General features: G+C 65.8%; 23 protein-coding genes. 12 read left to right on the top strand and 11 right to left on the bottom strand.

Features of this window, described 5'->3' with window-relative positions:
• Positions 1 to 15 precede the first annotated feature (15 nt).
• The 3 genes from aceE to ITX31_RS09015 form a co-directional block, all read right to left on the bottom strand.
• Positions 16 to 2,757 (bottom strand): pyruvate dehydrogenase (acetyl-transferring), homodimeric type, encoded by a 2,742-nt coding sequence (aceE, locus tag ITX31_RS09025; RefSeq protein ID WP_194783057.1) that lies wholly within the window; start codon positions 2,755 to 2,757, stop codon positions 16 to 18.
• A gap of 162 nt (positions 2,758 to 2,919) precedes the next feature.
• Positions 2,920 to 3,933 (bottom strand): PDR/VanB family oxidoreductase, encoded by a 1,014-nt coding sequence (locus tag ITX31_RS09020; RefSeq protein WP_194783056.1) that lies wholly within the window; start codon positions 3,931 to 3,933, stop codon positions 2,920 to 2,922.
• A gap of 3 nt (positions 3,934 to 3,936) precedes the next feature.
• Positions 3,937 to 5,094 (bottom strand): aromatic ring-hydroxylating dioxygenase subunit alpha, encoded by a 1,158-nt coding sequence (locus tag ITX31_RS09015; RefSeq protein WP_194783055.1) that lies wholly within the window; start codon positions 5,092 to 5,094, stop codon positions 3,937 to 3,939.
• Positions 5,095 to 5,228: 134 nt separating this feature from the next.
• Between ITX31_RS09015 and ITX31_RS09010 the strand changes: the two genes are divergently transcribed.
• Entirely contained in the window at positions 5,229 to 5,834 is a 606-nt protein-coding gene (locus ITX31_RS09010; RefSeq protein ID WP_194783054.1) for a PadR family transcriptional regulator, read from the top strand.
• Here the strand turns inward: ITX31_RS09010 and ITX31_RS09005 are convergent.
• On the bottom strand, positions 5,831 to 6,487 hold the full coding sequence (locus ITX31_RS09005; protein WP_194783053.1) for a TetR/AcrR family transcriptional regulator: 657 nt from the start codon (positions 6,485 to 6,487) through the stop codon (positions 5,831 to 5,833). The two genes, ITX31_RS09010 and ITX31_RS09005, sit on opposite strands and share 4 nt — an antisense overlap.
• Positions 6,488 to 6,740: 253 nt before the next feature.
• Between ITX31_RS09005 and ITX31_RS09000 the strand changes: the two genes are divergently transcribed.
• Genes ITX31_RS09000 through ITX31_RS08990 form a run of 3 tightly spaced genes read left to right on the top strand, consistent with a single transcriptional unit; the run spans position 6,741 to position 9,861 of the window.
• A complete protein-coding gene (locus ITX31_RS09000; RefSeq protein WP_194783052.1) occupies positions 6,741 to 7,523 on the top strand; it encodes an SDR family oxidoreductase in 783 nt (260 codons plus the stop codon).
• Entirely contained in the window at positions 7,523 to 8,773 is a 1,251-nt protein-coding gene (locus ITX31_RS08995; protein WP_194783051.1) for an acyl-CoA dehydrogenase family protein, read from the top strand. The genes ITX31_RS09000 and ITX31_RS08995 overlap by 1 nt, the downstream gene beginning before the upstream one ends.
• A complete protein-coding gene (locus ITX31_RS08990) occupies positions 8,770 to 9,861 on the top strand; it encodes a phosphotransferase family protein (RefSeq protein WP_323745626.1) in 1,092 nt (363 codons plus the stop codon). Before ITX31_RS08995 ends, ITX31_RS08990 begins: the two co-directional genes overlap by 4 nt.
• Positions 9,862 to 9,966: 105 nt before the next feature.
• On the opposite strand, the gene ITX31_RS08985 is transcribed toward ITX31_RS08990, so the two are convergent.
• The 4 genes from ITX31_RS08985 to ITX31_RS08970 form a co-directional block, all read right to left on the bottom strand.
• Complete coding sequence (locus ITX31_RS08985; RefSeq protein WP_194783050.1) at positions 9,967 to 11,151, bottom strand: ABC transporter permease; 1,185 nt, start codon at positions 11,149 to 11,151, stop codon at positions 9,967 to 9,969.
• Positions 11,148 to 12,032 (bottom strand): ABC transporter ATP-binding protein, encoded by an 885-nt coding sequence (locus ITX31_RS08980; protein WP_194783049.1) that lies wholly within the window; start codon positions 12,030 to 12,032, stop codon positions 11,148 to 11,150. The genes ITX31_RS08985 and ITX31_RS08980 overlap by 4 nt, the downstream gene beginning before the upstream one ends.
• A 110-nt stretch (positions 12,033 to 12,142) precedes the next feature.
• Positions 12,143 to 12,871 (bottom strand): response regulator, encoded by a 729-nt coding sequence (locus ITX31_RS08975; protein ID WP_194783048.1) that lies wholly within the window; start codon positions 12,869 to 12,871, stop codon positions 12,143 to 12,145.
• A gap of 84 nt (positions 12,872 to 12,955) precedes the next feature.
• On the bottom strand, positions 12,956 to 14,401 hold the full coding sequence (locus ITX31_RS08970; protein WP_194783047.1) for a sensor histidine kinase: 1,446 nt from the start codon (positions 14,399 to 14,401) through the stop codon (positions 12,956 to 12,958).
• A gap of 189 nt (positions 14,402 to 14,590) precedes the next feature.
• Between ITX31_RS08970 and ITX31_RS08965 the strand changes: the two genes are divergently transcribed.
• The 3 genes from ITX31_RS08965 (at position 14,591) to ITX31_RS08955 (ending at position 17,908) form a co-directional block, all read left to right on the top strand.
• Positions 14,591 to 15,766 (top strand): M20 metallopeptidase family protein, encoded by a 1,176-nt coding sequence (locus tag ITX31_RS08965; RefSeq protein WP_194783046.1) that lies wholly within the window; start codon positions 14,591 to 14,593, stop codon positions 15,764 to 15,766.
• A 75-nt stretch (positions 15,767 to 15,841) separates the two neighbouring features.
• Positions 15,842 to 16,309: a DUF3237 domain-containing protein gene (locus ITX31_RS08960; protein ID WP_228529116.1), complete on the top strand. Its 468-nt coding sequence runs from the start codon at positions 15,842 to 15,844 to the stop codon at positions 16,307 to 16,309.
• A gap of 153 nt (positions 16,310 to 16,462) precedes the next feature.
• Positions 16,463 to 17,908, top strand: coding sequence for an APC family permease (locus ITX31_RS08955; RefSeq protein WP_323745625.1), 1,446 nt, complete (start codon positions 16,463 to 16,465; stop codon positions 17,906 to 17,908).
• A 73-nt stretch (positions 17,909 to 17,981) separates the two neighbouring features.
• Here ITX31_RS08955 and ITX31_RS08950 read toward each other — a convergent pair whose 3' ends face one another.
• Positions 17,982 to 18,194 carry a DUF2945 domain-containing protein gene (locus ITX31_RS08950; protein WP_194783044.1) on the bottom strand — a complete coding sequence of 71 codons (213 nt, stop codon included), beginning with the start codon at positions 18,192 to 18,194 and terminating at the stop codon, positions 17,982 to 17,984.
• A 126-nt stretch (positions 18,195 to 18,320) separates the two neighbouring features.
• Between ITX31_RS08950 and ITX31_RS08945 the strand changes: the two genes are divergently transcribed.
• Both ITX31_RS08945 and ITX31_RS08940 read left to right on the top strand, forming a co-directional pair.
• The gene (locus ITX31_RS08945) at positions 18,321 to 18,875 is read left to right on the top strand and encodes a thioesterase family protein (RefSeq protein ID WP_194783043.1); all 555 of its coding nucleotides are present in this window, start codon (positions 18,321 to 18,323) and stop codon (positions 18,873 to 18,875) included.
• Between the two features lie 91 nt (positions 18,876 to 18,966).
• Positions 18,967 to 19,599, top strand: coding sequence for a dihydrofolate reductase family protein (locus ITX31_RS08940; RefSeq protein ID WP_194783042.1), 633 nt, complete (start codon positions 18,967 to 18,969; stop codon positions 19,597 to 19,599).
• Here ITX31_RS08940 and ITX31_RS08935 read toward each other — a convergent pair.
• Both ITX31_RS08935 and ITX31_RS08930 read right to left on the bottom strand, forming a co-directional pair.
• Positions 19,596 to 20,279, bottom strand: coding sequence for a class I SAM-dependent methyltransferase (locus tag ITX31_RS08935; RefSeq protein ID WP_194783041.1), 684 nt, complete (start codon positions 20,277 to 20,279; stop codon positions 19,596 to 19,598). The two genes, ITX31_RS08940 and ITX31_RS08935, sit on opposite strands and share 4 nt — an antisense overlap.
• A gap of 140 nt (positions 20,280 to 20,419) precedes the next feature.
• Positions 20,420 to 21,973: a hypothetical protein gene (locus tag ITX31_RS08930; RefSeq protein ID WP_194783040.1), complete on the bottom strand. Its 1,554-nt coding sequence runs from the start codon at positions 21,971 to 21,973 to the stop codon at positions 20,420 to 20,422.
• 371 nt (positions 21,974 to 22,344) lie between these two features.
• Between ITX31_RS08930 and ITX31_RS08925 the strand changes: the two genes are divergently transcribed.
• The 3 genes from ITX31_RS08925 to ITX31_RS08915 all read left to right on the top strand — a co-directional run bounded on the left by ITX31_RS08925 (position 22,345) and on the right by ITX31_RS08915 (position 25,056).
• Positions 22,345 to 23,781, top strand: coding sequence for an OFA family MFS transporter (locus ITX31_RS08925; protein ID WP_194783039.1), 1,437 nt, complete (start codon positions 22,345 to 22,347; stop codon positions 23,779 to 23,781).
• The gene (locus ITX31_RS16165) at positions 23,778 to 23,879 is read left to right on the top strand and encodes an MFS transporter small subunit (RefSeq protein WP_194783038.1); all 102 of its coding nucleotides are present in this window, start codon (positions 23,778 to 23,780) and stop codon (positions 23,877 to 23,879) included. The genes ITX31_RS08925 and ITX31_RS16165 overlap by 4 nt, the downstream gene beginning before the upstream one ends.
• Positions 23,880 to 24,018: 139 nt before the next feature.
• Entirely contained in the window at positions 24,019 to 25,056 is a 1,038-nt protein-coding gene (locus ITX31_RS08915) for an NAD(P)-dependent alcohol dehydrogenase (RefSeq protein ID WP_194783037.1), read from the top strand.
• Positions 25,057 to 25,086: the final 30 nt, after the last annotated feature.

Here is a 25,086-nt window from a genome sequence, read left to right as displayed (position 1 = left end):
GCAAGCGGGGGACTGCTAGGCGTCGCCGCCCGCGTTGCCGCTGGTGCCTGCGTTCACGTTGTGCAGGTCGTACTTCTCCATCGCCAAGCGCGGAGCGTCCTTGTCAACGTCGCCGCGGGCAGCGAGAAGCTGCAGGGCCTTGACCACCATGGAGTGGCTGTCGATCTTGAAGTAGCGCCGGGCCGCCGCACGGGTGTCGGCGAAGCCGAAGTCGTCTGCACCCAGGGACGCGAACTCGTTCGGCACGAACTGGCGGATCTGGTCCGGAACGGCCTTCATGTAATCGGTGGAGGCCACAATCGGTCCTTCGGCGCCGGCCAGCTGCCTGGTGACGAACGGCACGCGCGGTTCGGAGCCGGGGTTGAGGAAGGCCTCTTCCTCCGCTGCCAGGCCGTCGCGGCGCAGTTCGTTCCAGGACGTTACCGACCAGACATCGGCGGAGACGCCCCAGTCGCTGGCGAGCAGCTTCTGGGCCTCCAGTGCCCACGGAACTGCCACACCGGAAGCGAGCAGCTGCGCCTTGGGGCCTTCGGCATCGGAGGCCGAGACCTTGTAGATGCCCTTGATGACACCTTCAACGTCCAGGTCTTCCGGTGCCTTCGGCTGAAGGATCGGTTCGTTGTAAACCATGATGTTGTAGATCAGGTTCCGGTCTTCGGAATCCTCTCCGTACATCTCCTCGAGGCCGCGGCGCATGATGTGGCCGATCTCGTAGCCGTACGCCGGATCGTAGGTCTTCACCGCGGGGTTGGTGGAGGCCAGGATCGGGGAGTGCCCGTCAGCGTGCTGAAGCCCTTCACCGGTCAGGGTGGTGCGGCCGGCGGTGGCGGAGATCAGGAAACCGCGTGCCATCTGGTCAGCAGCTGCCCAGATGTAGTCGGCGGTGCGCTGGAAGCCGAACATCGAGTAGAACACGTAGACGGGGATCAGCGGTTCGCCGTGGGTGGCGTAGGCGCTGCCGGCAGCGGTGAACGCTGCGATGGAACCGGCTTCGTTGATGCCCACGTGCACAATCTGGCCCTGCGGGGACTCCTTGTAGGCCAGGACGAGGTCCCGGTCCACGGAAAGGTAGTTCTGGCCCTTGGGGTTGTAGATCTTCGCCGTCGGGAAGAACGAGTCCATGCCGAAGGTACGGGCCTCGTCGGGAATGATCGGCACAATGCGCTTGCCGAATTCCTTGTCCCGCATGAGGTCCTTGAGCAGGCGGACGAAGGCCATGGTGGTGGCCGCCAGCTGCTTGCCGGAGCCGCGGTTGGCTACCTCGTAGGCAGCGGCCTCCGGCAGCTTCACCGGGGCGTGCTTCTCACGGCGCTCAGGCACGTTGCCGCCCAGTTCACGGCGGCGTTCCAGCAGGTACTTGATCTCCGGGGAGTCAGCTCCCGGGTGGTAGTACGGCGGCTGGTACGGATCGGCTTCCAGCTGCTCATCCGTGATGGGAATGCGCAGGTGGTCGCGGAAGGCCTTCAGGTCCTCCAGCGTCAGCTTCTTCATCTGGTGCGTGGCGTTGCGCGCTTCGAAGTGCGTGCCCAGGCCGTAGCCCTTGACCGTGTGCGCCAGGATGACGGTCGGCTTGCCCTTGAACTCGGTGGCAGCCTTGTATGCGGCGTAGACCTTGCGGTAGTCGTGGCCGCCGCGCTTGAGGTTCCAGATGTCCTGGTCGCTCAGGTCCGCAACCATGTCCTTGGTCTGCGGGGTCTTGCCGAAGAAGTGTTCACGGACGAATCCGCCGGATTCGGCCTTATAGGTCTGGTAGTCGCCGTCGAGCGTGGAGTTCATGATGTCCACCAGCGCGCCGTCGTTGTCCTTTTCGAGCAGCGAGTCCCACTCACGGCCCCAGACAACCTTGATGACGTTCCAGCCGGCGCCGCGGAAGAATGCTTCCAGCTCCTGCATGATCTTGCCGTTGCCGCGGACGGGTCCGTCCAGGCGCTGCAGGTTGCAGTTGACCACGAAGGTCAGGTTGTCCAGCTTGTCATTGGCGGCGAGCTGGAGCAGGCCGCGCGATTCGGGCTCGTCCATTTCGCCGTCGCCCAGGAACGCCCAGACGTGCTGGTCCGAGGTGTCCTTGAGTCCGCGGTTGTGCAGGTAGCGGTTGGACTGCGCCTGGTAGATGGCGTTCATGGGGCCGATGCCCATTGAAACGGTGGGAAACTCCCAGAAATCGGGCATGTTCCGCGGGTGCGGGTAGGAGGACAGTGCATGTCCCTCGCGGGACTTCTCCTGGCGGAAGCCGTCGAGGTCTTCCTCGCTCAGGCGGCCTTCGAGGTAGGCACGGGCATAGACGCCGGGGGAGGCATGGCCCTGGAAGAAGACCTGGTCGCCGCCGCCGGGGTGGTCCTTGCCGCGGAAGAAGTGGTTCATACCCACTTCGTACAGGGTGGCGGCTCCGGCATAGGTGGAGATGTGGCCGCCGACGCCGATGCCCGGGCGCTGCGCGCGGTGCACCATGACCGCCGCGTTCCAGCGCAGCCAGGCGCGGAAGCGGCGTTCGGTTTCCTCGTCGCCGGGGAACTCAGGTTCCTGGTCCACCGGGATGGTGTTGACGTAGTCGGTGGTGGTCACCATGGGAACACCAACAGAGCGGGATCCTGCCCGCTGGAGCAGCGAGCGCATGATGAACTGCGCACGCTCCGTGCCCTGCGAGCGGATCAGCTCGTCAAGGGATTCAATCCATTCCGCGGTTTCTTCCGGGTCACGATCCGGCAGCTGGCTGGTCAGCCCGCTGAGGATGTCCGTTCTGTCTTCACTGACGCTCATATGCAGCCTCTCGGTTGAGGGCGGGGTCCCCTCAAAGTAATTCGGTGACTCACCGACCATTCCGTTATGCGGAATGCTCAGTTCAATCTATACGAATGCGCGGCTTCATGCCTGCTCGGGCAGGTGGCCGCCGCGCCTTCGTAAGACGTATCACAGAACTGTTTAGGAGACGTCAATGGTGACGACGGCGGGACCGGCCCGGAGCCCGGAAGTTCCGGACGCTGCGGCAGGATCTGTGACGGCACGCGAGACGCAGCAGCACATTTTCTCCCGCGCCCGCTGCTGGCGTTCGCTGTAGAAGACGTCCCGGTGGTCGACGGCGCCTTCCAGTTCCAGGATCCGCACTTCGCACAGCCCGCATTCGCCCTTGCGGCAGTCAAACATCATGTCCGCCCCGGCGTCTTCGAGGGCTTCGAGCATGGACCGGCCCGGCCCCACCCGGGTTTCAAGTCCCAGCCGCGGCACCCGGACAATGAACTCCTCCGGGCGGTACCAGCCCGAGTTGCCGAACGTCTCGTACCGCAGGTTGGCCGGGTCCAGGCCGTGGTCCCGCCAGGACCGGTGTACCGCGTCCATCAGGCGAATCGGCCCGCACATGTACAGCTCCGTTCCATCCTGCAGCCCTTCGACCAATTCCGTAATGGACAGGGCGCTGCCCTCGGCGTCCACATGAATCTCCAGGGCGTCGCCGTGCTCCGCCTGCAGGTCGGCCAGGTAGGCCATGGCGCTGCGGTTCCGTCCGGCGTAGACCAGCCGGTAGTTGGCCTTCACCTTCTTCAGGACCCGGGCCATGTTCAGGATGGCGGTGATGCCCACGCCCCCTGCCAGCAGGACATAGCGCGGCGCACCTACACGCAGGGGAAAGTTCTGCAGCGGCTGGGTAATCTCCAGCTCATCCCCTGGTGCCAGGGTATGCATGAAGATCGACCCGCCGCGGGACGCCGCGGTGCGGAAGACGCTGATCGCCAGTTCCCGGCCGCCGTCGTGCGCTTCAACGATCGAGTAGGAGCGGCGTTGCTTCTCGCCGTCAATGGTGACCATGACGTCCACGTGGCTTCCCGCCGCGGCCGGCACCGGTTCTCCGGGGACCAGCACAATGCGGCGGATGCCCTCCGCTACGTCCCGGGTTTCCCGGACGACGGCGCGCTGCCAGGCTTCAACGTTTGTTGCAGCCATCGCCTAGCCCAGTGCCGCGCTCTGCCGGACACCGGACGGGAGCCTGCTTCCGTCCGGACGGCGGCCCTCAGCCTCGAGCCGGCGTTCGATCAGCCGCCGCACCCACATGCCGCCGGCGTCGATGTTCAGATTGTAGAACTCGTAGTCCGGGTTCGCGTCGATCGCCGCCTGCTGCGCGGCGAGCATTTCCTCATCCTCGCCGAAGACGCCGTGGACGCCGTTGCGCAGCTGGGTGGTGATGAGCTGGCTGTCCAGCCGGTAGTTGCGCATGAAGGCCCAGAAGTAGTGGCAGGTTTTCGCTGTCTCCGGGGTGATGGTGTTCATGACGAATCCGTTCACGCCCTGGCTGCGGTCACCCTGCGGTGCGCCGGTTCCCGCCTTCGCCACGCCTACGTCGATGTTGATGGTCGACGGCGCGCGGTAGGTGATGATCTGCCACCGGTCCACCTTGCCTTCAAAGCCGGGGAACTTGTCCCGCATGTTCTTGAGCCAGAAGGGCGGCGGGTCGATGCCCAGCATCCAGCGGGTCACCGTGACGGTGTCGTCGTCGTGGGTGACGATAAATTCGGATTCGCTCAGCTCGTCCTGGCCGATGGAGGAGGAGTGGACGAACTCTTCATGGGTGAGGTCCATCAGGTTGTCCAGGACCAGCTGGTAGTTGCATGGCGCGAAGATGGTCTCGCCGTCGCCGGCCCATTCGTCGGAGGACATCTGGTGCATGTCCGGCACGGCATCCGGATCGGCCAGCGTGGGATCGCCGAGCCACACCCAGACGTAGCGGTGGCGTTCGATCACGGGGAAGGACGGCACCGTGGCGCTGGGGTTGATGGTTTCCTGGGCCGGCATGGAGATGCAGCGGCCGGCGGAGTTGTAGATGATCCCGTGGTACGGGCACTGGATCCCGTCCCGGCCGGTGGTCTTGCCCATGGAAAGCGGGGCCAGGCGGTGCCAGCAGGCGTCGGCCAGGGCTACGGCCTTGCCGTCCTCGGTCCGGTAGAGCGCCAGCGGGCGGTCGGCGATCCGGCGGGACATGGGCTTACGGGTCACCTCGTGGTCCCAGGCAGCCACGTACCAGGCGTTCAGCGGGTAGCCCAGCACCTTGGACGCGGTGGAGCTTTGGGCCTGGTTGTTGATTCCAGTATCGGTCGAGACGGCAGTCATTGCGTTCCTTCCAGGAGCATCCGCACTGATGCGGCGGTACAACTAACTATCAGCATAGATAGTTAGTGATATGCGCCACAGTATCTATGTCTATAGTGGTTAGGCAAGGGATTTCTTTTGGGAAAGAGGCCGTGATGAGCCTTCGGTACGCTCTGCTGGCGCTGCTGAACGTGGAGCCCATGACCGGCTATGACCTGTACAAGCAGTTCGAATCGTCCGTTGGGTACGTCTGGCATGCTCCGGACTCGCAGATCTATCCTGAGCTGCGCCGCATGGAGCGCGACGGGCTCCTGGAGGGCGAGGAAGTCGCCTGGGGCACCAAGGGGCGCAAGCGGCAATACCACGTGACGGACGCCGGCCGTGAAGCCTTCCGGATCTGGGTGAACACGCAGCTGGACTATCCGCGCGAACGCGATCCGATGCACCTCAAGGCTGCCTACCTGGAGTGGGCGGATCCGGACGCGGCCCGCAGCCAGCTCCTTGCCCACGCCGAGCACTACGGCGCGCGCCTTCTCCAGTGGCAGCAGAAGATCCAGGAGATCGACGGCGGCACCTCGGACATGCTCAACCGGCGCCTGGCCACCGTTCCGGCAGCTGACCATTCACGGGTGGCCGCCTTCAAAAGGTTTACGTATGAAGGGCTCACTGCGCGGGCTGAATCGGAAATCGCGTGGGCCGAGCGCGGGCTGGCGCTGCTGGACGAGCTCTACCCCCACGCCGAACCGCCCTCAGCCCTCTAGGCGGGCTTGGCTCCCACTGCCATACGGGTGATGAGGCGGTAGCGTTCGGCAAGCTCCTCCGGGGTCAGTTCACCGTCCAGCCGGTACCACTGTGCGACGCCGGTGCACATGGTGATGACGGCGGTGCCCGCTTCGCGCGGGTGCGGTGTGGAGAAGATGCCTGCCGCCTTTCCTTTCTCGAGGATCGTGTCCATGAGGTGCTGCTGCCGGTCCCGGGCGGCGATGTGGGCCGCCCGGGCGTCCGGCTCCAAGCTGCGGATCTCGCTGAAGGCGATGAAGGCCTGACCGCGCCGGCGCGCGTGAAAGAGCACCAGGCACTCGACCAGCAGGTCGAACTGGCGGGAGGGGTCGCCGCCGGCCTCGGCGATTGCCTGTTGGCTGCGGATCCACAGGTCATTCATGGCATGGGAGGCGATGGCCACCAGGAGTGCCTGCTTGGAGGGGTAGTAGTGATAGAGGCCGGGAACCGACAGGCCTGTCCGTGCGGCCAGCTGCCGGATGGTGGTGCCGTGGTAGCCGTGCTCCATGAAGCACTCCAGGGCTCCGTCGAGCAAGGGCGGCAGGTCATCCACGCCGTAATCCCGCCAGTCGGGGGTGCTGGCGGGCAGGGGGGTGGGGCCGGGGGCCGGATCCTGTGCGGGAGCTTTTGTCATCGGACCTCTTCGCGTTCGGAAAAGCATGAGGGTGCCAGAGGGGGGTTGACACTGGCCTATGACGTTCTTCACACTACGTCTACCGAGCGATCGCTCGCAAGGTCCGTGTGCTGGAAAAGAACAAGGTGCCGTCACTAAGGACTGCCGCGTGCGAACGCCTCCGGTCCGTGCCGTGATCGGTGACCTGCCCAAGACGCCGACCGGCAAGATCCGCCGCCGGGAACTGCGCGAGACACCACAGGAAGGATGATCCGTGGCAACTGAACGTGGGCTCCAAGGAAAACTCCAAGGAAAAACTGCAATCGTCACCGGCGCCAGCCGCGGGATCGGGCTCGCGATTGCCCGGGACCTCGTCTCCCAGGGCGCCCGGGTCTGCCTGACGGCACGGCGCAGCGACGCGCTGAAGGAAGCTGCCGCACAGTTCCCGGACGGCAGCGCCATCGCCGTCGCCGGGGCGTCCGATGATGCGGTGCACCGGGCCGACGTGCTGGACACCGTGGCGAAGGAGTTCGGCGGGCTGGATATCCTGGTCAACAACGCCGGTATCAACCCGGTCTTCGGCCCGCTGGTGGAGATGGACCTCGAAGCCGCCCGGAAGATCTTCGAGGTCAACGTCCTGGGCACCCTCGCCTGGGTGCAGGACACCGTGGCGCACCCCGGGCTGGGATTCCGCGAACGCGGCGGAACGGTGGTCAACCTGTCCTCAGTCTCCGGGGACACTCCGTCGCCCGGAATCGGGCTCTACGGCATCAGCAAAGCCGCAGTCTCGCACCTGACCCGGTCCCTCGCCGTCGAACTTGGCCCGGAGATCCGCGTCAATGCCGTTTCGCCGGCGGTAGTGAAGACCCGCTTCTCGCGGGCCCTCTACGAAGGCAGGGAGGACGCCGTCACGAGTGCCTATCCGCTGGGCCGGCTGGGCACTCCCGAAGACGTCGCTTCCGCCGTGACCTACCTGGTCTCCCCGGACGCTTCCTGGGTCACCGGGCAGGTCCTGACGCTCGACGGCGGCCTGCTGGCCGCGGGAGGTACCGCCTGATGAGCGCCCCCGCCCACACTGCCCCCGGCCGCGAAACCGTAAAGGACCTGCGCCGGCGTACACGTGCGTTTATCCGGGACGTGGTGGTCCCGGCCGAGCCCATCCCGGGGGAGGCCCTGACTGAGTCCGAGCGCGCCAGGCTGCAGCAGGAAGCGAAGAACGCCGGCGTCTTCGCCCCGCACGTGCCGGTGGAGTACGGCGGCCAGGGACTGCCGCTGCAGGACTGGCCGGAAATCTTCGAGGAAGCCGGCTACTCACCGATCGGCCCCACTGCCCTGAACTGCATGGCACCGGATGAGGGCAACATGCACATGCTCGGGCTCATCGGCACACCGGAACAAAAGCAGCAGTACCTGGCCCCGCTGGCGGCCGGGGACGTCCGGTCCTGCTTCGGCATGACCGAACCGCACCCGGGCGCCGGTTCGGACCCGGACGCTCTGCAGACCACGGCCCGCCGGAACGGGGACGGGTGGCTGATCAACGGCCATAAGCGGTTCACCTCCGGTGCGATTGGCGCCGGGTTCTGCATTGTCATGGCCCGGACGGAGGCCGACGGCGATGCCCCCGCGGGCGCCACCATGTTCCTGGTGGACATGGACAACCCGGGCATCCGCGTGGGGGAGCACATCCACACGATCGACCGCACCATCGGCGGCGGCCACCCGCACGTGTACCTGGAGGACTGCGCGGTGCCGGACTCGGCGGTCCTCGGCGAAGTGGGGCTGGGCTTCAAATATGCCCAGGTCCGGCTCGGTCCGGCCCGGCTGACGCACTGCATGCGCTGGCTGGGACTGGCCCGGCGCTCGCTGGACATTGCGCTGGACCGCACCGGACGGCGGGAAATCTTCGGTTCACGGATCAGCGAACTGGGACTGGCGCAGGAGCTCATTGCGCAGAGCGTGATCGACATTGAGACCTCGGCCGCGATCATCACCCGCACGGCGGAGCTGCTGGCAGCGGATCCGAAGGCCGGCTCTGCCCTGTCTTCGGTGGCCAAGGTGCACTGCTCCGAAGCCGTGTACCGGGTGATTGACCGCTGCGTGCAGCTGTGCGGCGGGGACGGGGTTTCCGACGGGCTGCCGCTGGCCCAGTACCTCAACGAAGTGCGGCCGTTCCGGATCTACGACGGTTCGAACGAGACCCATAAGTGGGCCATTGCGCGGCGGGCTTCGGCCCGGCGGCGCCGGGAAGTGGAAGCCGGGGCTCCCTACCAGGGCGACGCCGTCGTCCGCAGGGAGCAGGAGCGGTGAGCGGGCTGCAGACGACTGCGGACGGGACTGAAGTTGTCTCCACCGGTTCCGAGGCTGCCGCACTCGAACGGCCGCCGCTGCTGGTGCTGGACGCCGTCACCGGTTTCCTGGACGCGCACGGACTCGGCAGCGGGGACCTCGCCTGGGAGCGCATCGGCGACGGGCAGTCCAACATCACCTACCGAATCACCCGCGGCGGCGAATCGTTCGTGCTGCGCCGGGGCCCGCGTCCGCCGCTTCCCCGGTCCACGCATGACATGGTCCGCGAAGCTCGGGTGCAGCAGCTGCTGGAGGCCAAAGGGATCCCGGTGCCGCAGATCCTGGCCGTCTGCAGCGACGAAACCCTGCTCGGAGTGCCGTTCTACGTCATGTCTTACCTGGACGGGCACGTGATTACCGAATCGGCCCCGGAGCACCTGGATACTCCGGAGCAGCGCGGAAACATCAGCCGCGCCGTCGTCGAAACCCTGGCCCGGCTGCACAGCGTGGACGTGGCCGGTCCGGAGCTTTCCGGGCTGGGCCGGGCCGAGGGATACCTGGAACGGCAGATCAGGCGGTTCGCCGGGCTCTGGGAGGCGAACACCCTGCGCGATGTCCCGCTCGTGGAGCAGGTTCGCCGGGACTTGGGAACGAGCATCCCGGTGTCCCAGCGCCCTTCGGTGGTGCACGGCGACTACCGGCTGGGCAACCTGATGTTCGGGCGGCAGCAGCCGGCAACGGTGACGGGAATCCTGGACTGGGAGATGGCAACCCTGGGGGATCCGCTGGCGGACCTGGGGTACCTTGCCGCGACCTATGCCGAACCCGGCGCCGAGTCCACCGTGATGGATCTGACCGCGGTGACCAAGCAGCCCGGCTACTGGAGCAGGGACCAGCTGGTGGCCGGATACGCGGACCTAACCGGACTCGATGTCAGCGCCCTGCCCTGGTACCGGGCACTGGCGCTGTGGAAATCCGCCATCTTCTGCGAAGCGATCTACACGCGGTACCTCAAGGGTGAACGCCCCGGTGACACCTTCGGACCCACCCTCGAAGAAGGTGTCCCGCTGCTGCTTGAATCAGCCTCCGAAACCCTGCGGGGGAGCTAACCCCGTCCCCCGCCCACCCATCGAAAGGCCAGTTACGGCTCGTATGAGCGCTCGAACCAGCCGTAACTGGCCTCTCGATGATGGGGGTGGCGGGGCAGGGAGAGGTTACTGCTCCAGCTTCATGGCCTTGCGCAGGGTCAGTGCGCCGCCGCCCTGCATCACGGCACGGCGGTAGATCTTCTCGCCGAACCGCAGCAGCGCGTAGGCCGCAGCCAGCGCGATGGCCAGGGACAGGAAGGTTTGCCACAGTGGAATCTCGCCGCTGAGCATCCGCACCGGCATGGCCACCGTGGAGATGACCGGGACGAAGGACGCCGCCACCAGCAGCTGCCCCTTGGCGAACAGGCCGGCGAACAGCGCAACGATGATCACGGTGAGCACCGGACCGGAGCTGTTGTTTAGGTCCTCGGAACGGGAAGCCATTGAACCGATCATGGCCCACAGCGACGCCAGGATGAGGAAGCCCACCAGGAAGAAGACCAGGAACCAGCCCGACGCCGGAATGATCGTGCTGACCGAGTCCGCCGTACCGGTGAACGTCAGCGCCAGCAGGGCGGCGCCGGCGTACAGCGCCAGCTGGATCATGGCCAGGATCGTGTTGCCGGCAACCTTGCCGTAGAGCAGCTGGCGGATTGGAATGGCGGTGGCGAGGATTTCCACCACTCGGTTCTGCTTTTCCTCCAGGACGGAGGTGGCAATTGCCATACCGAACACGATCGCGGCCATGTAGAACAGGAAACCGAACACGAACCCGGTGAACTGGGCGACGAACTGGTTCTCGGCATCACCGTTCAGCAGTGCGGTCTTAAACTCGCTGCCCTCCAGCAGGGCTTCGGACGTGGTGCCGGCGTTGGCGGCGTTAATTTCCAGGACCTCCGCCCGCAGGGCTTCGGCGATACCCTGCTGCAGGCCGTTGGGAAGTTCCTCATTGCCGGTCAGGGTCCAGCCATCGAAGGCCACCAGAAGGGCGGCGTCCGCTTCCCCGGAACGGACCAGTTCCTCGGCGGCCTCCCGGCTGGAAGCCTCAACCGGCTCGAAACTGGTGTTGCCGCCGTCTGCCTGGCCGGTCTCATGCGCCGTCTCCACGACGGAAACGGCGTCAGGTCCGGTCACCGCAACGGTGTACTCGTCCGCCTTGCTGCTCATGTAGGCGTTGAAGACTACGACGCCGACGATCAGTACCAGCGTGACAAGCGTAGAAATGAGGTAGCTCCGGTCGCGGGCCTTGACCATGACCTCGCGGAGGGTGACGATCGCCCACGCTGGGGTGGGCCGGGATACGGTGCTCATGCTGCGGTGACCTCACGGTAGATTTCGCTCAGGGACGGACGGATCGGGGCGAATTCCTCAACGGAACCCCGGGTCAGGGCAGTGGCCAGCAGGCGCTGGCGCGCGTCGTCGTCGTCGAACTGGAGGATGGCGGTGGGGCCGGCGACGTCCAGGACCCGCACGCCCGGTTCATCACGTACCCAGCCGGCGTCCGGGGAGATGGTGAGCCGGTGCCGGTTGACGGCCTTGGCACGCAGGTCATCCCCGGTGCCGGAGGCGATCACCTTGCCCTGCTGCAGCACCACCATGTTGTCGCAGAGCCGGTCCACGAGGTCCAGCTGGTGGCTGGAGAAGAGCACCGGAACGCCGGCGGAGGTGCGTTCGCGCAGCAGCTCCACCATTGAATCCACGGCCACCGGGTCCAGGCCGGAGAACGGTTCGTCCAGGATCAGCACGGACGGCTTGTGCAGCAGGGATGCGGCGATCTGCACCCGCTGCTGGTTGCCCAGCGAGAGGGACTCCAGTTTGTCCCTGGTGCGTCCGCCCAGCCCAAAGCGCTCCAACAGCTCAACGGCACCCTTCCGGGCAGCAGCCGAGCTCATCCGGTGCAGCTGGCCCAGGTACACCAGCTGGTCCAGGATCGGCTGCTTGGGGTAGAGGCCGCGCTCCTCGGGCATGTAGCCGAAGCTGGAGCGCGCCTCGGCGTCCAGGGGAGCGCCGTCGAGCAGGATCTCGCCGGACGTGGTGCTGAGCACGCCCATGATCATGCGCATGGTGGTGGTCTTGCCGGCACCGTTGGCGCCGACGAAGCCGGTCATTTGGCCCGAAGGAATGTCAAAGGTCACCGAGTCGACGGCGGTTTTCTCACCGAACCTTCGGGTGAGTTTGCGGACCTGCAGCATGGGGGTACTGCTCCTTTTCCCGGCGAGCCGGACAGTTGATCGGAAGTAACTGCCTCAAGCCTAGGGATGGGAGCACGACGGCGGATCGGCCGTTCGGCGGAAGCCGCGGCCTAGGCCTCGCGCCCGGACTCACCCGGAAGAATGAGTCCGGATTCGTAGGCGAAAACTACCGCCTGCACCCGGTCCCGCACCTGGACCTTGCCCAGCAGGTTGGAAACGTGCGTCTTGACGGTGGCCTCCGCCACGAACATGCGGGAGGCGATTTCGGCGTTGCTGAGTCCGGCCGCCACCAGCTCCAGCACCTGGCGCTCCCGTGCGGTAAGGGACGTGAGGAGCCGCTGCTGGGCCGGGTCGGGCTGGGGCTCGACGGCGGCGGGACCGGCCGGCGCTGAGGCGGTGTTCTGCTCGGCCTCCAGCTGGCGGGCGAAACGCTCAATGACCCGCACGGTCACCTCCGGGGCGAGCAGGGCGTGGCCGCAGGCAACCGAATGGACGGCTCCCACCAGGTCATCCGGATCGGCGTTCTTGAGCAGGAACCCGCTGGCTCCGGCCTGGATGGCGTCAAAGAGGTAGTCGTCGCGTTCGAAGGTGGTGAGGATGATGACCTTGGCGCGGTCCGCCGCCACGATCCGTTCGGTGGCCCGGATGCCGTCCAGCACCGGCATCTGCACGTCCATCAGGATGATGTCCACGTCATTGGCCGCGGCATAGTCCACCGCTTCCTGGCCGTTGGCGACTTCGCCCACTACGTCAATCTCATCCTCGACGGAGAGCATCATGGCGAAGCCGGCACGCACCAGGGCCTGGTCGTCAGCGAGCAGAACACGGATCGGTTCCATAAGTCCTCAAAAATCCCGGCCGGCCCGGTGCCGCCCCCGGGTTTACCATAGCGGTTTGGCCGCGGGGCGGGGCAAGCCGCTATGTCAGCGCAGCGTAAAGCGGACCCGTACCCGCCAGCCGCCGCCGTCGCGCGGGCCGATGTCCGTGATGCCGCCATGCAGGGCCGCCCGTTCTCGGATGCCGCGCAGCCCGTAGCCGGTGCCGCCGGTCCCGTGCCGGGGCCGGCCGTCGTCAACCGTTTCAACCTCGACCCAGCGCTGGGCGGGTGAGTCCGGACCCGCCGGGGTTGTGCCGCTTCGCAAGGCGACGACGGCGCTTCCGGCCGTGGAGTGGCGCCGGATGTTCGCCAGGGACTCCTGGATGGTCCGGTAGACCGAGAGCGCGAGCGGCGCGGAAAGGTTTTCCAGCACTCCGGGTTCGTGCCCGGCCCGGTGGAACTTCACGGCCAGGCCGTTGCTGCGGAAGTCCTCCAGGAGCTGCGGAATCTCCTCCAGCCCGGGTTCCGGCTGGCGCCGCGCCGGGCCGTCCGTTTCTGCGTCCGAAGAACGCAGGACGCCGAGCAGGGACCGCATTTCCGCTACGGCATCGCGGCTGGAGGATTCGATTGTCTGCAGGGCGCCGGCGGCGGCGTCGGGCTTCTTTTCCAGGACCCGGCGGGCCGCGCCGGCCTGGATGCCGATCACCGAGATGTGGTGCGCAACGACGTCGTGCAGTTCCCGGGCGATGCGCAGGCGTTCCTCGATGACGGCCTTGCGTGCCAGGTCCGCGCTTTGGGCTTCGAGCTGGACGGCCTGGCCGGCGAGCTGCTCGCGCTGGTGGGCGCTGCGCCAGGAGTTCCAGCCGAACATAATGGCGCCGCCGAAGTAGGCCGCGTTGAGCATGAAAGTGTAGAGGGAGTAGGAGGTCAGCGGGGGGAAGAGGCCCTGCGCTTCGCCTTCGTCGGCCCAGAAGTTGCGAATGAGTTCGTCCAGCCCGCTGGAGACGGTCAGTCCGAGGATGATCCACAGGAACATGGCCGCGATCACCACCGTGACGCCCAGCCAGAGCACGCGCCGGTTCCGCGCCCACGCGACTGCGCTGTAGAGGGAAGCGAAGTACGCTGCCTGGAAACCCAGCGTCTGGCTGACGACCGTCACCGTGACACCCACCGCCACGAAGATCACTGAGCTGGCCAGCATGACCGCGATGGGGAAGCGGCGGCGGAACACCAGGGGAAGGAAGATCGCGGCCTGGGCCAGATGCTGCAGCCAGGCGGTCCCGTAGTCACCGTCACCGAAGGCGAAGCCGCGCATGAATTCAAGCATCATGGCGCTCAGGAGCAGTGCAATGAGCACGCCTATCGCGTCGCGGCGGTATCCCTCGGGCCCGGGGTCGGGGCGCTCCCAGTCATCCTCCGAGTTCCAGGGCAGGCTCAGGCGGAACCGGCGCACCCGGCCGGCGAGACCCTTCAGGGTGTTCGCGGCCGTCGTTTCGTGCTTCCGCGGTGGCGGAGCGGCCGTATCAGCGCCGGGCGGCTGGGTTTCGATCATGGCCATCAGTCTAGGGGCGGGGCACCTGCAGCGGATCAGCCGCACGGGGGAACCCGGCAGGTATGAAATGGCCTCCGCGCAGCAGTTCCGGGCCCTATGACAAGTGTGTTTGTCCGTCCGGGGTGGTTTACTTCCACGCAGGGCCGAAGTTCTTTCGGCCGCTGTGCTGGACCAACCGTGAGGACGAGGATGTTTGCTGCTGAGGGCCAGGACCTCCTGCCGGAATTGGTGTCCCTGCGCAGGGATATTCACCGCGAACCCGAGGTGGGTCTGCACCTGCCGCGGACCCAGCAGAAGATTCTGGACGCGCTGGACGGGCTGGGACTGGAGATCACCACCGGCCGGGCGCTCAGCTCAGTGACCGCGGTGCTGCGCGGCGGTGAAGACGGGCCCTCCGTGCTGCTACGCGGCGACATGGATGCACTGCCGGTCGAGGAGCTCACGGACCTGGAGTACGCCTCAACCAACGGTGCCATGCATGCCTGCGGCCATGACCTCCACGTTGCCGGCCTGGTCGGCGCTGCCCGCCTGCTGGCGGCACAGCAGCGGGACATCTCCGGGAATGTGATCTTCATGTTCCAGCCTGGAGAAGAGGGCGACGGCGGTGCCGGCCTGATGATCGAGGAAGGCGTCCTGGAGGCGGCCGGCGAGAAGCCGGTTGCAGCCTACGGCGTGCACGTCCGGCCGGGGCCGCTTGGGGTGTTCCGGACCAGGCCGGGAACCCTTATGGCCGGAGCCAACGAGCTGAGGATTACCGTTCACGGTTCCGGCGGACACGGCTCCCAGCCGCACAATGCCCTGGATCCGGTGCCGGCCCTGGTCGAAATCGCCGGGGCGCTCCAGGTGATGGCTACCCGCAAGTTCTCCGTCTTCGATCCGATCGTCCTGACCATCACCCAGCTGGAGGCCGGCCGCGCCATCAACGTCATTCCGGACAGCGCCCGCCTCGGCGCCAGCGTCCGCACGCTGTCCGCGGAGTCGATGGACCGGCTGATCGTGGAAACCAAGGCGCTCGCGGACGGCATAGCGGCAGCCCACGGTTGTACTGCGGAAGTCAGCTTCGAAATCCTGTATCCCATGACGGAGAACGATCCCTCACGGACCTTCCAGGCGATGCGCGAACTGCGCGAAATGTTCGGGGAGGAACGCGTGCTCCAGTCCCGCGACCCGCTCATGGGTTCCGAGGACTTTTCCCTGGTGCTGCAAAAGATTCCCGGCGCGTTCCTGTTCCTCGGAGCGACTCCACCGGACGTGGATCCGGAGACCGCTGCGTGGAACCACTCGCCGCGGGTGCTCTTCGACGATTCGGTGCTTGCGGACCAGGCTGCGGCGCTGGCCCAGCTGGCCTTCAACCGGCTGACGTAGTTCCGGGCCCGCCGGCGCTGCCAGACGGGTACAAGCTGCTGGGGCAGGGAGGCAGCAGGCGATAGCCTCATGGACATGTCTCCCGTTGCTCCCGCCCTTTCGTTTCTGGCCACCGTCTCCGTTGAAGTGGGCCAACCTGTTGAGATTGGCCAAACCGCAGCCGGACTGCGGCGCATCATCCCCATCCTCGGAGGAAAGGTGGAGGGCCCTGAGCTGAGGGGCACTGTCCTGCCTGCCGGCGCGGACTTCCAGCTGCTCCGCACGTCCAAGCTGACGGAGCTGGAAGCCAAGTACGCCATCGAAACTGACGACGGCGAACGGCTCTACGTGAACAACTTCGGGCTGCGCTCTGGAAGCGAAGAGGATATTGCCGCCCTGCTCCGCGGCGAGCCGGTGGACCCGGAAAGGATTTACTTCCGCTGCACCCCGAAAATCGAAGCGCCCGACGGCGGCACCTGGGCCTGGCTCTCAAACCGGATCCTGATCGGCACCGGGGTTCGGCTACCCCAGGAGGTGCGGCTGGAAATCTACACGGTGGAATAGCTGTGTCCGCACGCCGCTACTCTGAATAGTGCGTTACCCCCGGACCTCCCATCCGGACGACACATTAGGCGTGGACGGGCCATCCCAGTAACGTGAGTGGGCAATTTACTTAAGTGCCCACTCGGCACAGCTCTACAGAAAGGGGGTGTCGGCGTGTCCGCAACAGAAACCGGAACCGAACCCTCACTCAAAAAGGTCCTGGGCCGCATCGACGTGCTGGCGCTGGGGTTCGGTGCCATGATCGGTTTCGGCTGGGTTGTGCTGACGGGAGACTGGCTTTCAAGTGCCGGCACCGGCGGCGCGATCCTCGCAATGCTGACCGGCGGCGTCATCATGGCGATCGTGGGCCTGACCTACGCCGAACTGTGCGCCGCAATGCCCAAGGCCGGCGGCGAGCACAACTACATCCTGCGGGCCATGGGTCCGCGCACGTCCTTCGTCGGCTCCTGGGCAATCATCGGAGGCTACGTCACCATCGTGGCGTTCGAGGCCGTTGCCCTGCCCCGGACCGTGCAGTACATCTTCCCGGACCTCAGCCAGATTCCGCTTTGGACCGTAGCCGGATTCGAAGTGCACCTGACCTGGGCGCTGGTAGGCGCCATTGCCGCCGTCGTCATCACCTGGATCAACATCCGCGGCGTGAAGGAAGCCGGAATCGTGCAGACCTTCGTGGTGCTGTTCCTGCTGGCCATTGGGCTCATCATGATCTTCGGGTCCTTCTCCGGCGGCAGCGCCGCCAACATGGACCCCTGGTTCACCGGGGGCATGAACGGGTTCTTCGCAGTCCTGGTTGTGGTGCCCTTCCTCTTCATCGGCTTCGACGTCATTCCGCAGTCCGCGGAAGAAGTGAACATTCCTGCCCGGCAGATCGGCCGGCTGGTGGTGGTCTCGGTCATCCTGGCGACCATCTGGTACGTGATGGTCATCCTCACCACCTCCTCCGCCATGCCGGCGTCGGACCTGGCCGGTGCGGACATTGCCACCGCGGATGCGGTGGGCGCGATGTTCGGGTCCGACTTCATGGCCAAGGTCCTGATTGCCGGCGGCATCGCAGGCATCCTGACCTCCTGGAACTCGCTGCTGATGGGAGCTTCGCGCCTGATGTACTCCCTGGCCCGCTCCGGGATGCTTCCGGCATGGTTTGGGCGGCTCCACCCGAAGTACCACACCCCGCACAACGCGCTGCTGTTCATCGGCGGACTCAGCGTGCTGGCTCCGTTCGGCGGCGCGGAGATGCTCGGCTGGCTCGTTGACTCCGGGGCACCCAGCATCGTCCTGGCCTACACCCTCGTAGCCATTTCCTTCCTGATCCTGCGCCGCCGCGAACCGGACATGGACCGCCCGCTCCGCGTGGGCGGCAAGGGCAAGGGTGGCATCGCGATCGGTATTGCGGCAGCAATCCTGGGCACGGCCCTGTTCAGCCTCTACATGCCGGGCATGCCGGCTGCGCTGGGGATTCAGCCGTGGCTGCTGTTCGGCGCGTGGTGGGTCATTGGCCTGGCCTTCTTCTTCCGGGTTCCGGGCGGCATCAAGCCTGGTCCGGACGCGGAGGACCAGGTGCTGGCCAAGCTGCGCTCAAGGGCAGCTGCACGCTCCTGACCTACCGCACCACAATGACGACGGCGGCAGCCTCCCAGGCGGGGACGCCGCCGTCGTGCGTTTGGCCGCCTGCTTAGCCCAGCCTGCGAAGGGCCTCGGCCCGGTGGACAGCATGCAGGGCTGTGGCGTCACTGCGCACCTTGTACTGCGGGTCGTCTTCCGAACAAAGGCGCCGGCGTCCCATGAACTCGAAGTCGGCCGTGTGGACTTCGGTAACTTCCCCGGTAACGGCCCCCGTGCGCGAGTTCCACCGCACCCGGTCGCCCACCTTGAATTCCTCACTCATGCGCAGAGTTCTTACACCGCGGCGGCCCCGGTGTAACGAGTAATTGCAGGGATTGGCGCGCCAGTCTGCAGAAAATGCTGCCGCGCCTTGGTGTACCCCGATGTTACTCGTGGGTAATATAGCGGAATGCACCTGATCTTCCGCACCCTGCTGCTGCTCCTGACCGCGCGCCGGCGCCGGCCCAGGCTGGACCTTTTCGAGACATCCTCGCTGCCCATGCGCGTCCTGCCCACGGACCTGGACTTCGCGAACCACGTGAACAACGGCATGTACCTCTCGCTGATGGACCTGGGCCGGTTCGATCTCATGATCCGCAGCGGGTTCTGGAAGCTGATGCGCCGCAAGGGCTGGGGCCCGGTGATCAGCAACGAAACCATCAGCTTCCGCAAATCGCTAGAACCGTGGCAGCGCTACAGCATCGAAACCAAGATCCTCGGCTTCGACGAGCGTGCCATCTACTTTGAACAGCGGATGGTGGTGGACGGCGAGATCTACGCCAGCGCGTTCATCGCCACCCGGATGCTGTCCAGGAACGGTCCCGTCAGCAACGAGGAGATCTTTGAAGCCGTGGGCCGGCGCCCGCCCGAAGACCTGGTGCTGCCGGAATGGATCGCCGAGTGGCGGGCCAACGTGGCGCTGCCCGGCACACGCCGTCCGGCACCGCACGCCTGGACTGCCTGACCTACTCTTGACTGCCGTCCGCCGCTGACCGAGCCTGAGGGTAACCACGCGTCGAGGGGACAAGCGTGATGGATATCCGGAGGTGCCCGGCATGCGGCTGACCGTGAACACATTCCTCAGCATGGACGGCGTAATGCAGGGGCCCGGCGGGCTCGATGAAGATCCCTCCAACGGATTCGACCGCGGCGGGTGGCTGGTTCCGCTCGCGGACGAGGAGATGGACCAGCTGGTCTCGGGTTGGTTCCGCCAGGCGGACGCGCTGCTGCTCGGCCGGTCCACCTACGAGATGATGCAGCCCTACTGGGAACTGGTGACGGACCCGTCAGACACGGTTGCGGACTCACTGAACCATTTGCCGAAGTATCTGGTTTCCAGCACGGTTACGGAGCCGACCTGGCACAACACCACCCTGATCGCCGGAGACGCAGTACGGGCCGTGGCGGAGATCAAGGACCGAGGGCACGGGGAGATTCAGGTGCACGGCAGCTACCAGCTTGCCCGGTCACTGCACGACGCGAACCTGGTGGACGAATACCGGCTGTTGTTTTTCCCCGTGGTGGTGGGCAGGGGGAAGCGGCTGTTCGAGGAGGGGGCGGCGCCGTCGTCCTTCATGGTCACTGGAACGCACATCACCAGCTCCGGGGTGGTTGCCCTGTCCCTGCTTCCCCGGCCCTTTGTTGTGGCAGAAATGCCGCGGAACGCCGAGGGGTACCCAGACGCCTAGGCCCCGCGCCGCGCCAGGAGCACGTTGTCATGGACAACGGCTTCCTGGCCTTCAGGGCCCAAGGCTGTCCGCGGGATGGCTTCGGCGGTCTCGATGATCCAGCCCCCGGACACCAGTCCCAGTTCCTCCGCCAGTTCCTCGGCCGTGGGCAGCGCGGGATCCGGCGCCGGGTGGCGGCCCCACGGCGGAAAGTCCTGGTGCCCGACGACGAGGAGGCGTCCGCGCGGTGCCACGGACGAGACAGCACGCAGCAGGATCGCGTTGCGTGGAAGTTCGGTGGGAGAGTGCAGGTACTGTGCGCAGACCAGATCGTAGCCGGGCTCGGTTCCGGGATCCGTGGCCGACCACTTTGCCAGGTCCGTCTCAAGGAGCGTGACCAGGTTCTCCACCCCGGCGTCCCGCGCATGCGCGGCTGCCCGTTCGAGGGCCACCCCTGAGATGTCCATGCCTGTCACGTCCCAGCCCTGCTTTGCCAGCCAGACGGCGTCGGCGCCTTCCCCGCAGCCAAGTTCAAGTGCGGTGCCCGGGTTCAGTCCTGCGGTTTCACGGACCAGCAGGGCGTTGGGGTTCCCGCTCCACACCTGGGTGCGTTCGCTGTAGAACCCGTCCCAGAATTCGTGGGGCGGAGCCGGTGGCTCAGGTTCCTGCGGATTATGCCGGTGTGTGGGGTTTTCCTGCATGGGTGAACTCTAGTTCCACGTTCCGGCGCCTCCAAGACAGCTCCTCCGCCCTGCAGCCGGCGAGTAGAAAGGCCGGACACTTCCCCGCAGGGCGTGTCCGGCCTTTCCTTCGTCGGTGGTGCGCTTATCCGCGCGTCGCTCTAGTGCTGTGAGCGGCGGCTGCGGGCAGAGACCAGCAGGGCCAGCGGGATGAGCAGCAGAGCCACCGGGATCAGGACCGCCAGGATGGCGGGAGAGGTGAGGATCTCACCCGGCGTCATGGCCGAGGTGCGTTCCATCATGGTTCCGGCGCCGGCGGAGATTTCACCGTTGCCGTCGGCGAGCGTGACGGTGCCGTCGGCGAGCTTCCCGTTGCCTTCAGCCAGGTCCGCCGCGCCGGTCTTCAGCGTGGTGGTGCCGTCCTTGAGCGTCTTGGCGCCGTCGTCGAGTTTGACCATGCCTTCATTGAGGGAATCCGAACCGGAGAGCAGGCGGCCGGAGCCGTCGGCCAGCTTGGCATTGCCTTCGGAGAGGGAGTATGCGCCGGCTTCCAGGGTGCCGAGGCCGCTGGTCAGCGTTCCGGCGCCGTTGGCGAGCTTGGCGTTGCCTTCGGAGAGGGTGTAGGCGCCGCTTTCGAGGGTGACGAGTCCCTGGTTCAGGTTCTGGGCACCTGTGGACAGCGTTCCGGCTCCTGTGTGTGCAGAAGCAATGCCTGCTGACACCTGATCAACGCCGGCAACGAATGCGGGGAGTTGTCCCTGTAGGTTGCCAAGTCCCTGCGAAACGGCCCCGGCGCCGTATGAAAGACCGGGGGGAGGGGTGTTGCCCGTGCCTTTCAGCCCGTCGTCCACCGAAAGAACCGTCAGGCCCAAACCTTCGAGCTTATTGGCGGCTTCGGCGACTCTCGGTGCATACGGGGCGTACGAGGGATTAGCGGCAAGCGCGGAAGCAAGCTGGCGGAGGTCAGCTGCACCCTGAGAGCGACCCTTGCCGTCGGCGAAGTCCTTCCGCACCTGAGCTGCCACACTCGATTCAGGATCGCCGGCTGTCTGGGGCGAGTTCAAACCAGCAAACATTTTCTGGATCCCGGCATTGACGGCGTCGCTGCCGGCTGCCAGGTCGCCAACGCCAGTTTGAATGTCGACAGACTTTTGTTGGAGCGTCGCTCCACCGGCGACCAGCGGCTCCATCTTGGTGTAAAGCTCGTTGGCTCCGGCAGCCAGCTGATCAGAACCTTCACGGGCAGAGGTCGCACCGGTGGCGAGCTTGTTGGCGCCCTCGGACGCGGAGTAAGCACCGTTGGCCAGCGTCGAAGCGCCGGTGTACGCATTCGTGGCACCGGTGGCGAGTTTGTTGGCTCCCTCGGACGCGGCAGCAGCGCCGTCGTTCAGGGTGGCAGCGCCGTCATTCAGCGACGTCGCGCCGGTCTTCGCCGTGCCGATGCCCTGGGCGAGGGTCTGGGCCCCGGAGTCCACCTTCTCACTGCCGGCGGCCACCTTGTCTGCGCCCTCCTTCGCGGCGGCAGCGCCTTCCTTCAGGTCTCCGGCACCGGAGGACGCCCGCTCGGCCCCCTCGGAAAGCTGGGTGGCGCCGTTGGCTACCTGGTTGGTGAAAAGCACAAAGAAAGCCAGCAGCAAGACCAGGAACACGGCCAGAAGGCCGGTCAGAATGGTGTGCGGCCGGTTAGTGGACCGGCCGGACGTGGAACTCGTCATTGAATATCCCTTTTCTGATTCAACTTCGGTCTTGAGACCGCTTGAGCGGCGGGAGTACGCCTGTGGGCTCCGCCTTTGTGGTGCGCCGGCGGGGTTTACCGCGCGTCATGGAGTGTCATGAACTCGGGCTACCGGCCAGTAGGAATGTGATGTCGGTTACATCTAACTTACTGATTGGTAACAAAGCAAGGGTTTTTCCCAATTAGTTACCCGACGGTAGGTTGCGGATGGTTGGTCCATGTGATGCAGCGCATTACGGCGTGTCGATGCGGTGCGGACTCGATGATCGGCAAGGCTGGGGCGCACAGGCCGGTGCTGCCCTGGCGGCACCGGCCGGCCAATGACTGTGCTGGGTGAGATTGGGAGAACAGATGAGCTGGCTGGACCGTGACCGCACTATTGCCCCGCCGGGATTCAACCGGTGGCTCATCCCTCCGGCGGCCCTCGCCGTCCATCTCTGCATCGGACAGGCGTACGCAACGAGCGTCTACAAGACCGCCCTCGTGGAGTACTTCGACGCGAGCCTTACCCAGATTGGCGTGATCTTCTCCATCGCCATCGTGATGCTCGGACTCTCGGCGGCTGTCATGGGCACCTGGGTGGACCGCAACGGTCCGCGGAAGGCAATGTTCGTCTCGGCGCTTTTCTGGGCCGGCGGATTCATGGTCGGCGCACTGGGCATCTTCACCGGACAACTGTGGCTGCTTTACGCAGGCTACGGATTCCTGGGCGGCATTGGGCTGGGCATCGGCTACATCTCTCCGGTGTCCACCCTGATCAAATGGTTCCCTGACCGTCCAGGTTTGGCCACCGGCATGGCCATCATGGGGTTCGGCGGCGGTGCACTCATTGCCAGCCCGCTCTCCTCGGCCCTCCTGGCCCTATACGATCCGGACTCCGGCAGCCCCGGCTGGGTGGCCAGCGGAGACGCCGTCGGCAAGCTCTTCCTGACCCTCGGCGTCGTCTACCTGGTCTATATGCTTTACGGCGCATGGACCATCCGGGTGCCCGCGGACGACTGGAAGCCCAAGGGATTCGACCCGGCGACCGTCGCCAGGAAACCGCTGGTCACCAACGCCAACGTGTCGGCGTCGAACGCCGTCAGGACCCGCCAGTTCTGGCTGGTCTGGATTGTCCTCTTCTGCAACGTGACCGCAGGAATCGGCATCCTGGAACAGGCCGCACCGATGATCCAGGACTTCTTCCGGGAGCCCGACGGCGCCTCCCTGGTCACAGCGGCGGTCGCCGGCGGGTTCGTGGGACTGCTCTCGATCGGCAACATGGGCGGCCGGTTTGTCTGGTCCGCCACCTCGGACCTGATCGGCCGCAAACGCATCTACATGGTCTACCTGGGTGCAGGTGCCGCGTGCTACGTACTGCTGGCCCTGTTCGGCTCCACGTCCACCATCCTGTACGTGCTGCTGGCCTTCATCATCCTTTCCTTCTATGGCGGCGGATTCGCCACTGTCCCGGCCTATCTGCGTGACCTTTTCGGCACGTTCCAGGTCGGTGCCATCCACGGCCGTCTCCTCACCGCCTGGTCTGCCGCGGGGATCGCCGGTCCGTTGATCGTCAACTCTTTCCTGGATGCGCAGGGCACTCCCGGCGAACTCACCGCCGAGGCATACCAGCCGGCGCTGCTGACCATGGTGGGCCTGCTGATCGTGGGATTCATAGCCAATCTGCTGATCAAGCCGGTTGCCACGAAGTACCACGAGCCGGCCAGGGAACAGGTTTCCGTGGCGGCGGATGAACACCAGGCCTATGGCCCCGATGCAAGCGAACCCCTTGAGGAAGGCACGCGATGAGCACCCTGAAACTGACCTTTAGCTGGCTGCTGGTCGGCATCCCGCTGGCTTACGGAGTTTTCCAGACCTTGACCAAAGCGGCGGCGCTCTTCGGATAGGCCAAATCCCGAGGTTGCCGTCCAGCTGCCGTGGACGGCGCCGCAGGGCTGTGGAATCAGCCCGACGGTGCAAGGATTAAGGGGCTAATCCATCCACCCGTGCGGGCAGGATCTGCCGGTGCGGAGACAGGAGCATGCCATGAAGGCCCTTCAGTACCGCAGCATCGGCCAAGCCCCCGAAGTAGTGGAAATCGAAACGCCGGAGCCCGGGCCCGGGCAGGTTCGGCTCAAGGTCACAGCCGCCGGAGTATGCCACTCCGATGAATACCTTATGTCCCTGCCGGAAGAGGATTACGTCTACGGGCTGCCGCTGACCCTCGGCCATGAAGGCGCAGGCGTCGTGGACAAAATCGGCCAGGGAGTGAAGTACATCGAGGAGGGCCAGTCGATGGCCGTCTACGGTCCGTGGGGCTGCGGGCTCTGCTACGAATGTTCGTCCGGGCGGGAGAACTACTGCCGCAACGCCGGCAAGTACGGCATTGCCCCTCCCGGACTGGGCGCACCAGGCTCAATGGCCGAATACCTGATCGTGGACAGCGCCCGGCACCTGGTGCCGCTGGGGGACCTTGACCCGGTGAAGAACGTTTCCCTGACCGACGCGGGCCTCACGCCCTACCACGGAATCAAGGGATCCCTGGAGAAACTGCACTCCGGTGCCACCGCCGTCGTTATTGGAGTGGGCGGGCTGGGCCACGTTGCCATCCAGATCCTGCGGGCACTCACCAGCGCCACCGTAGTTGCCCTGGACATTGACGAAGCGAAACTGAACCTGGCCAGCGACGTCGGGGCGCAGTACACCTTCCCGTCCGAGTCCGGCGCAGCGACCATGGTCAGCGACCTCACCAACGGACTGGGTGTGGACGCCGTCTTCGACTTCGTAGCAAACCAGGCCACCCTGGACCTGGGCCAGGCAATGGTGCGCCCCCAGGGCGACCACGTACTCCTCGGCGCAGGCGCCGGAACCCTGAAGATGGGGCTGGTCTCCGGAGCAGCGTGGGACGTCTCCGTTCGCTCACCCTACTGGGGATCGCGTACAGAGCTGTTCGAAGTCCTGGACCTCGCCAGGGGCGGCAACATCAGGGTGCACACCGAAGTCTTTTCACTCGAGGATGCTCCGGCGGCCTATGAAAAGCTGAAGAACAACCAGCTGCTGGGCCGGGCCGTCATCGTCCCGTAGTCGGGCGCTAGTGGGCAATGCGCCGGCCGG

The sequence above is a fragment of the Arthrobacter gandavensis genome (assembly GCF_015355785.1).
Classification (GTDB): Bacteria; Actinomycetota; Actinomycetes; order Actinomycetales; family Micrococcaceae; genus Arthrobacter_B; species Arthrobacter_B gandavensis_A.
This window is presented reverse-complemented; position numbering and strand designations above follow the sequence as displayed.

What these genes read in the sequence shown, in the direction of transcription:
- ITX31_RS08995 (WP_194783051.1), top strand. Translation starts at nt 7,523, where the DNA reads ATGAGCGCCCCCGCCCACACTGCCCCCGGCCGCGAAACCGTAAAGGAC.
- ITX31_RS08985 (WP_194783050.1), bottom strand. Translation starts at nt 11,151, where the DNA reads ATGAGCACCGTATCCCGGCCCACCCCAGCGTGGGCGATCGTCACCCTC.
- ITX31_RS09015 (WP_194783055.1), bottom strand. Translation starts at nt 5,094, where the DNA reads ATGACTGCCGTCTCGACCGATACTGGAATCAACAACCAGGCCCAAAGC.
- ITX31_RS08950 (WP_194783044.1), bottom strand. Translation starts at nt 18,194, where the DNA reads ATGAGTGAGGAATTCAAGGTGGGCGACCGGGTGCGGTGGAACTCGCGC.
- ITX31_RS08980 (WP_194783049.1), bottom strand. Translation starts at nt 12,032, where the DNA reads ATGCTGCAGGTCCGCAAACTCACCCGAAGGTTCGGTGAGAAAACCGCC.
- ITX31_RS09020 (WP_194783056.1), bottom strand. Translation starts at nt 3,933, where the DNA reads ATGGCTGCAACAAACGTTGAAGCCTGGCAGCGCGCCGTCGTCCGGGAA.
- ITX31_RS08975 (WP_194783048.1), bottom strand. Translation starts at nt 12,871, where the DNA reads ATGGAACCGATCCGTGTTCTGCTCGCTGACGACCAGGCCCTGGTGCGT.
- ITX31_RS08960 (WP_228529116.1), top strand. Translation starts at nt 15,842, where the DNA reads ATGTCTCCCGTTGCTCCCGCCCTTTCGTTTCTGGCCACCGTCTCCGTT.
- ITX31_RS08930 (WP_194783040.1), bottom strand. Translation starts at nt 21,973, where the DNA reads ATGACGAGTTCCACGTCCGGCCGGTCCACTAACCGGCCGCACACCATT.
- ITX31_RS08970 (WP_194783047.1), bottom strand. Translation starts at nt 14,401, where the DNA reads ATGATCGAAACCCAGCCGCCCGGCGCTGATACGGCCGCTCCGCCACCG.
- ITX31_RS08945 (WP_194783043.1), top strand. Translation starts at nt 18,321, where the DNA reads ATGCACCTGATCTTCCGCACCCTGCTGCTGCTCCTGACCGCGCGCCGG.
- ITX31_RS08940 (WP_194783042.1), top strand. Translation starts at nt 18,967, where the DNA reads ATGCGGCTGACCGTGAACACATTCCTCAGCATGGACGGCGTAATGCAG.
- ITX31_RS08935 (WP_194783041.1), bottom strand. Translation starts at nt 20,279, where the DNA reads ATGCAGGAAAACCCCACACACCGGCATAATCCGCAGGAACCTGAGCCA.
- ITX31_RS08965 (WP_194783046.1), top strand. Translation starts at nt 14,591, where the DNA reads ATGTTTGCTGCTGAGGGCCAGGACCTCCTGCCGGAATTGGTGTCCCTG.
- ITX31_RS08915 (WP_194783037.1), top strand. Translation starts at nt 24,019, where the DNA reads ATGAAGGCCCTTCAGTACCGCAGCATCGGCCAAGCCCCCGAAGTAGTG.
- ITX31_RS09005 (WP_194783053.1), bottom strand. Translation starts at nt 6,487, where the DNA reads ATGACAAAAGCTCCCGCACAGGATCCGGCCCCCGGCCCCACCCCCCTG.
- aceE (WP_194783057.1), bottom strand. Translation starts at nt 2,757, where the DNA reads ATGAGCGTCAGTGAAGACAGAACGGACATCCTCAGCGGGCTGACCAGC.
- ITX31_RS16165 (WP_194783038.1), top strand. Translation starts at nt 23,778, where the DNA reads ATGAGCACCCTGAAACTGACCTTTAGCTGGCTGCTGGTCGGCATCCCG.
- ITX31_RS08925 (WP_194783039.1), top strand. Translation starts at nt 22,345, where the DNA reads ATGAGCTGGCTGGACCGTGACCGCACTATTGCCCCGCCGGGATTCAAC.
- ITX31_RS09010 (WP_194783054.1), top strand. Translation starts at nt 5,229, where the DNA reads ATGAGCCTTCGGTACGCTCTGCTGGCGCTGCTGAACGTGGAGCCCATG.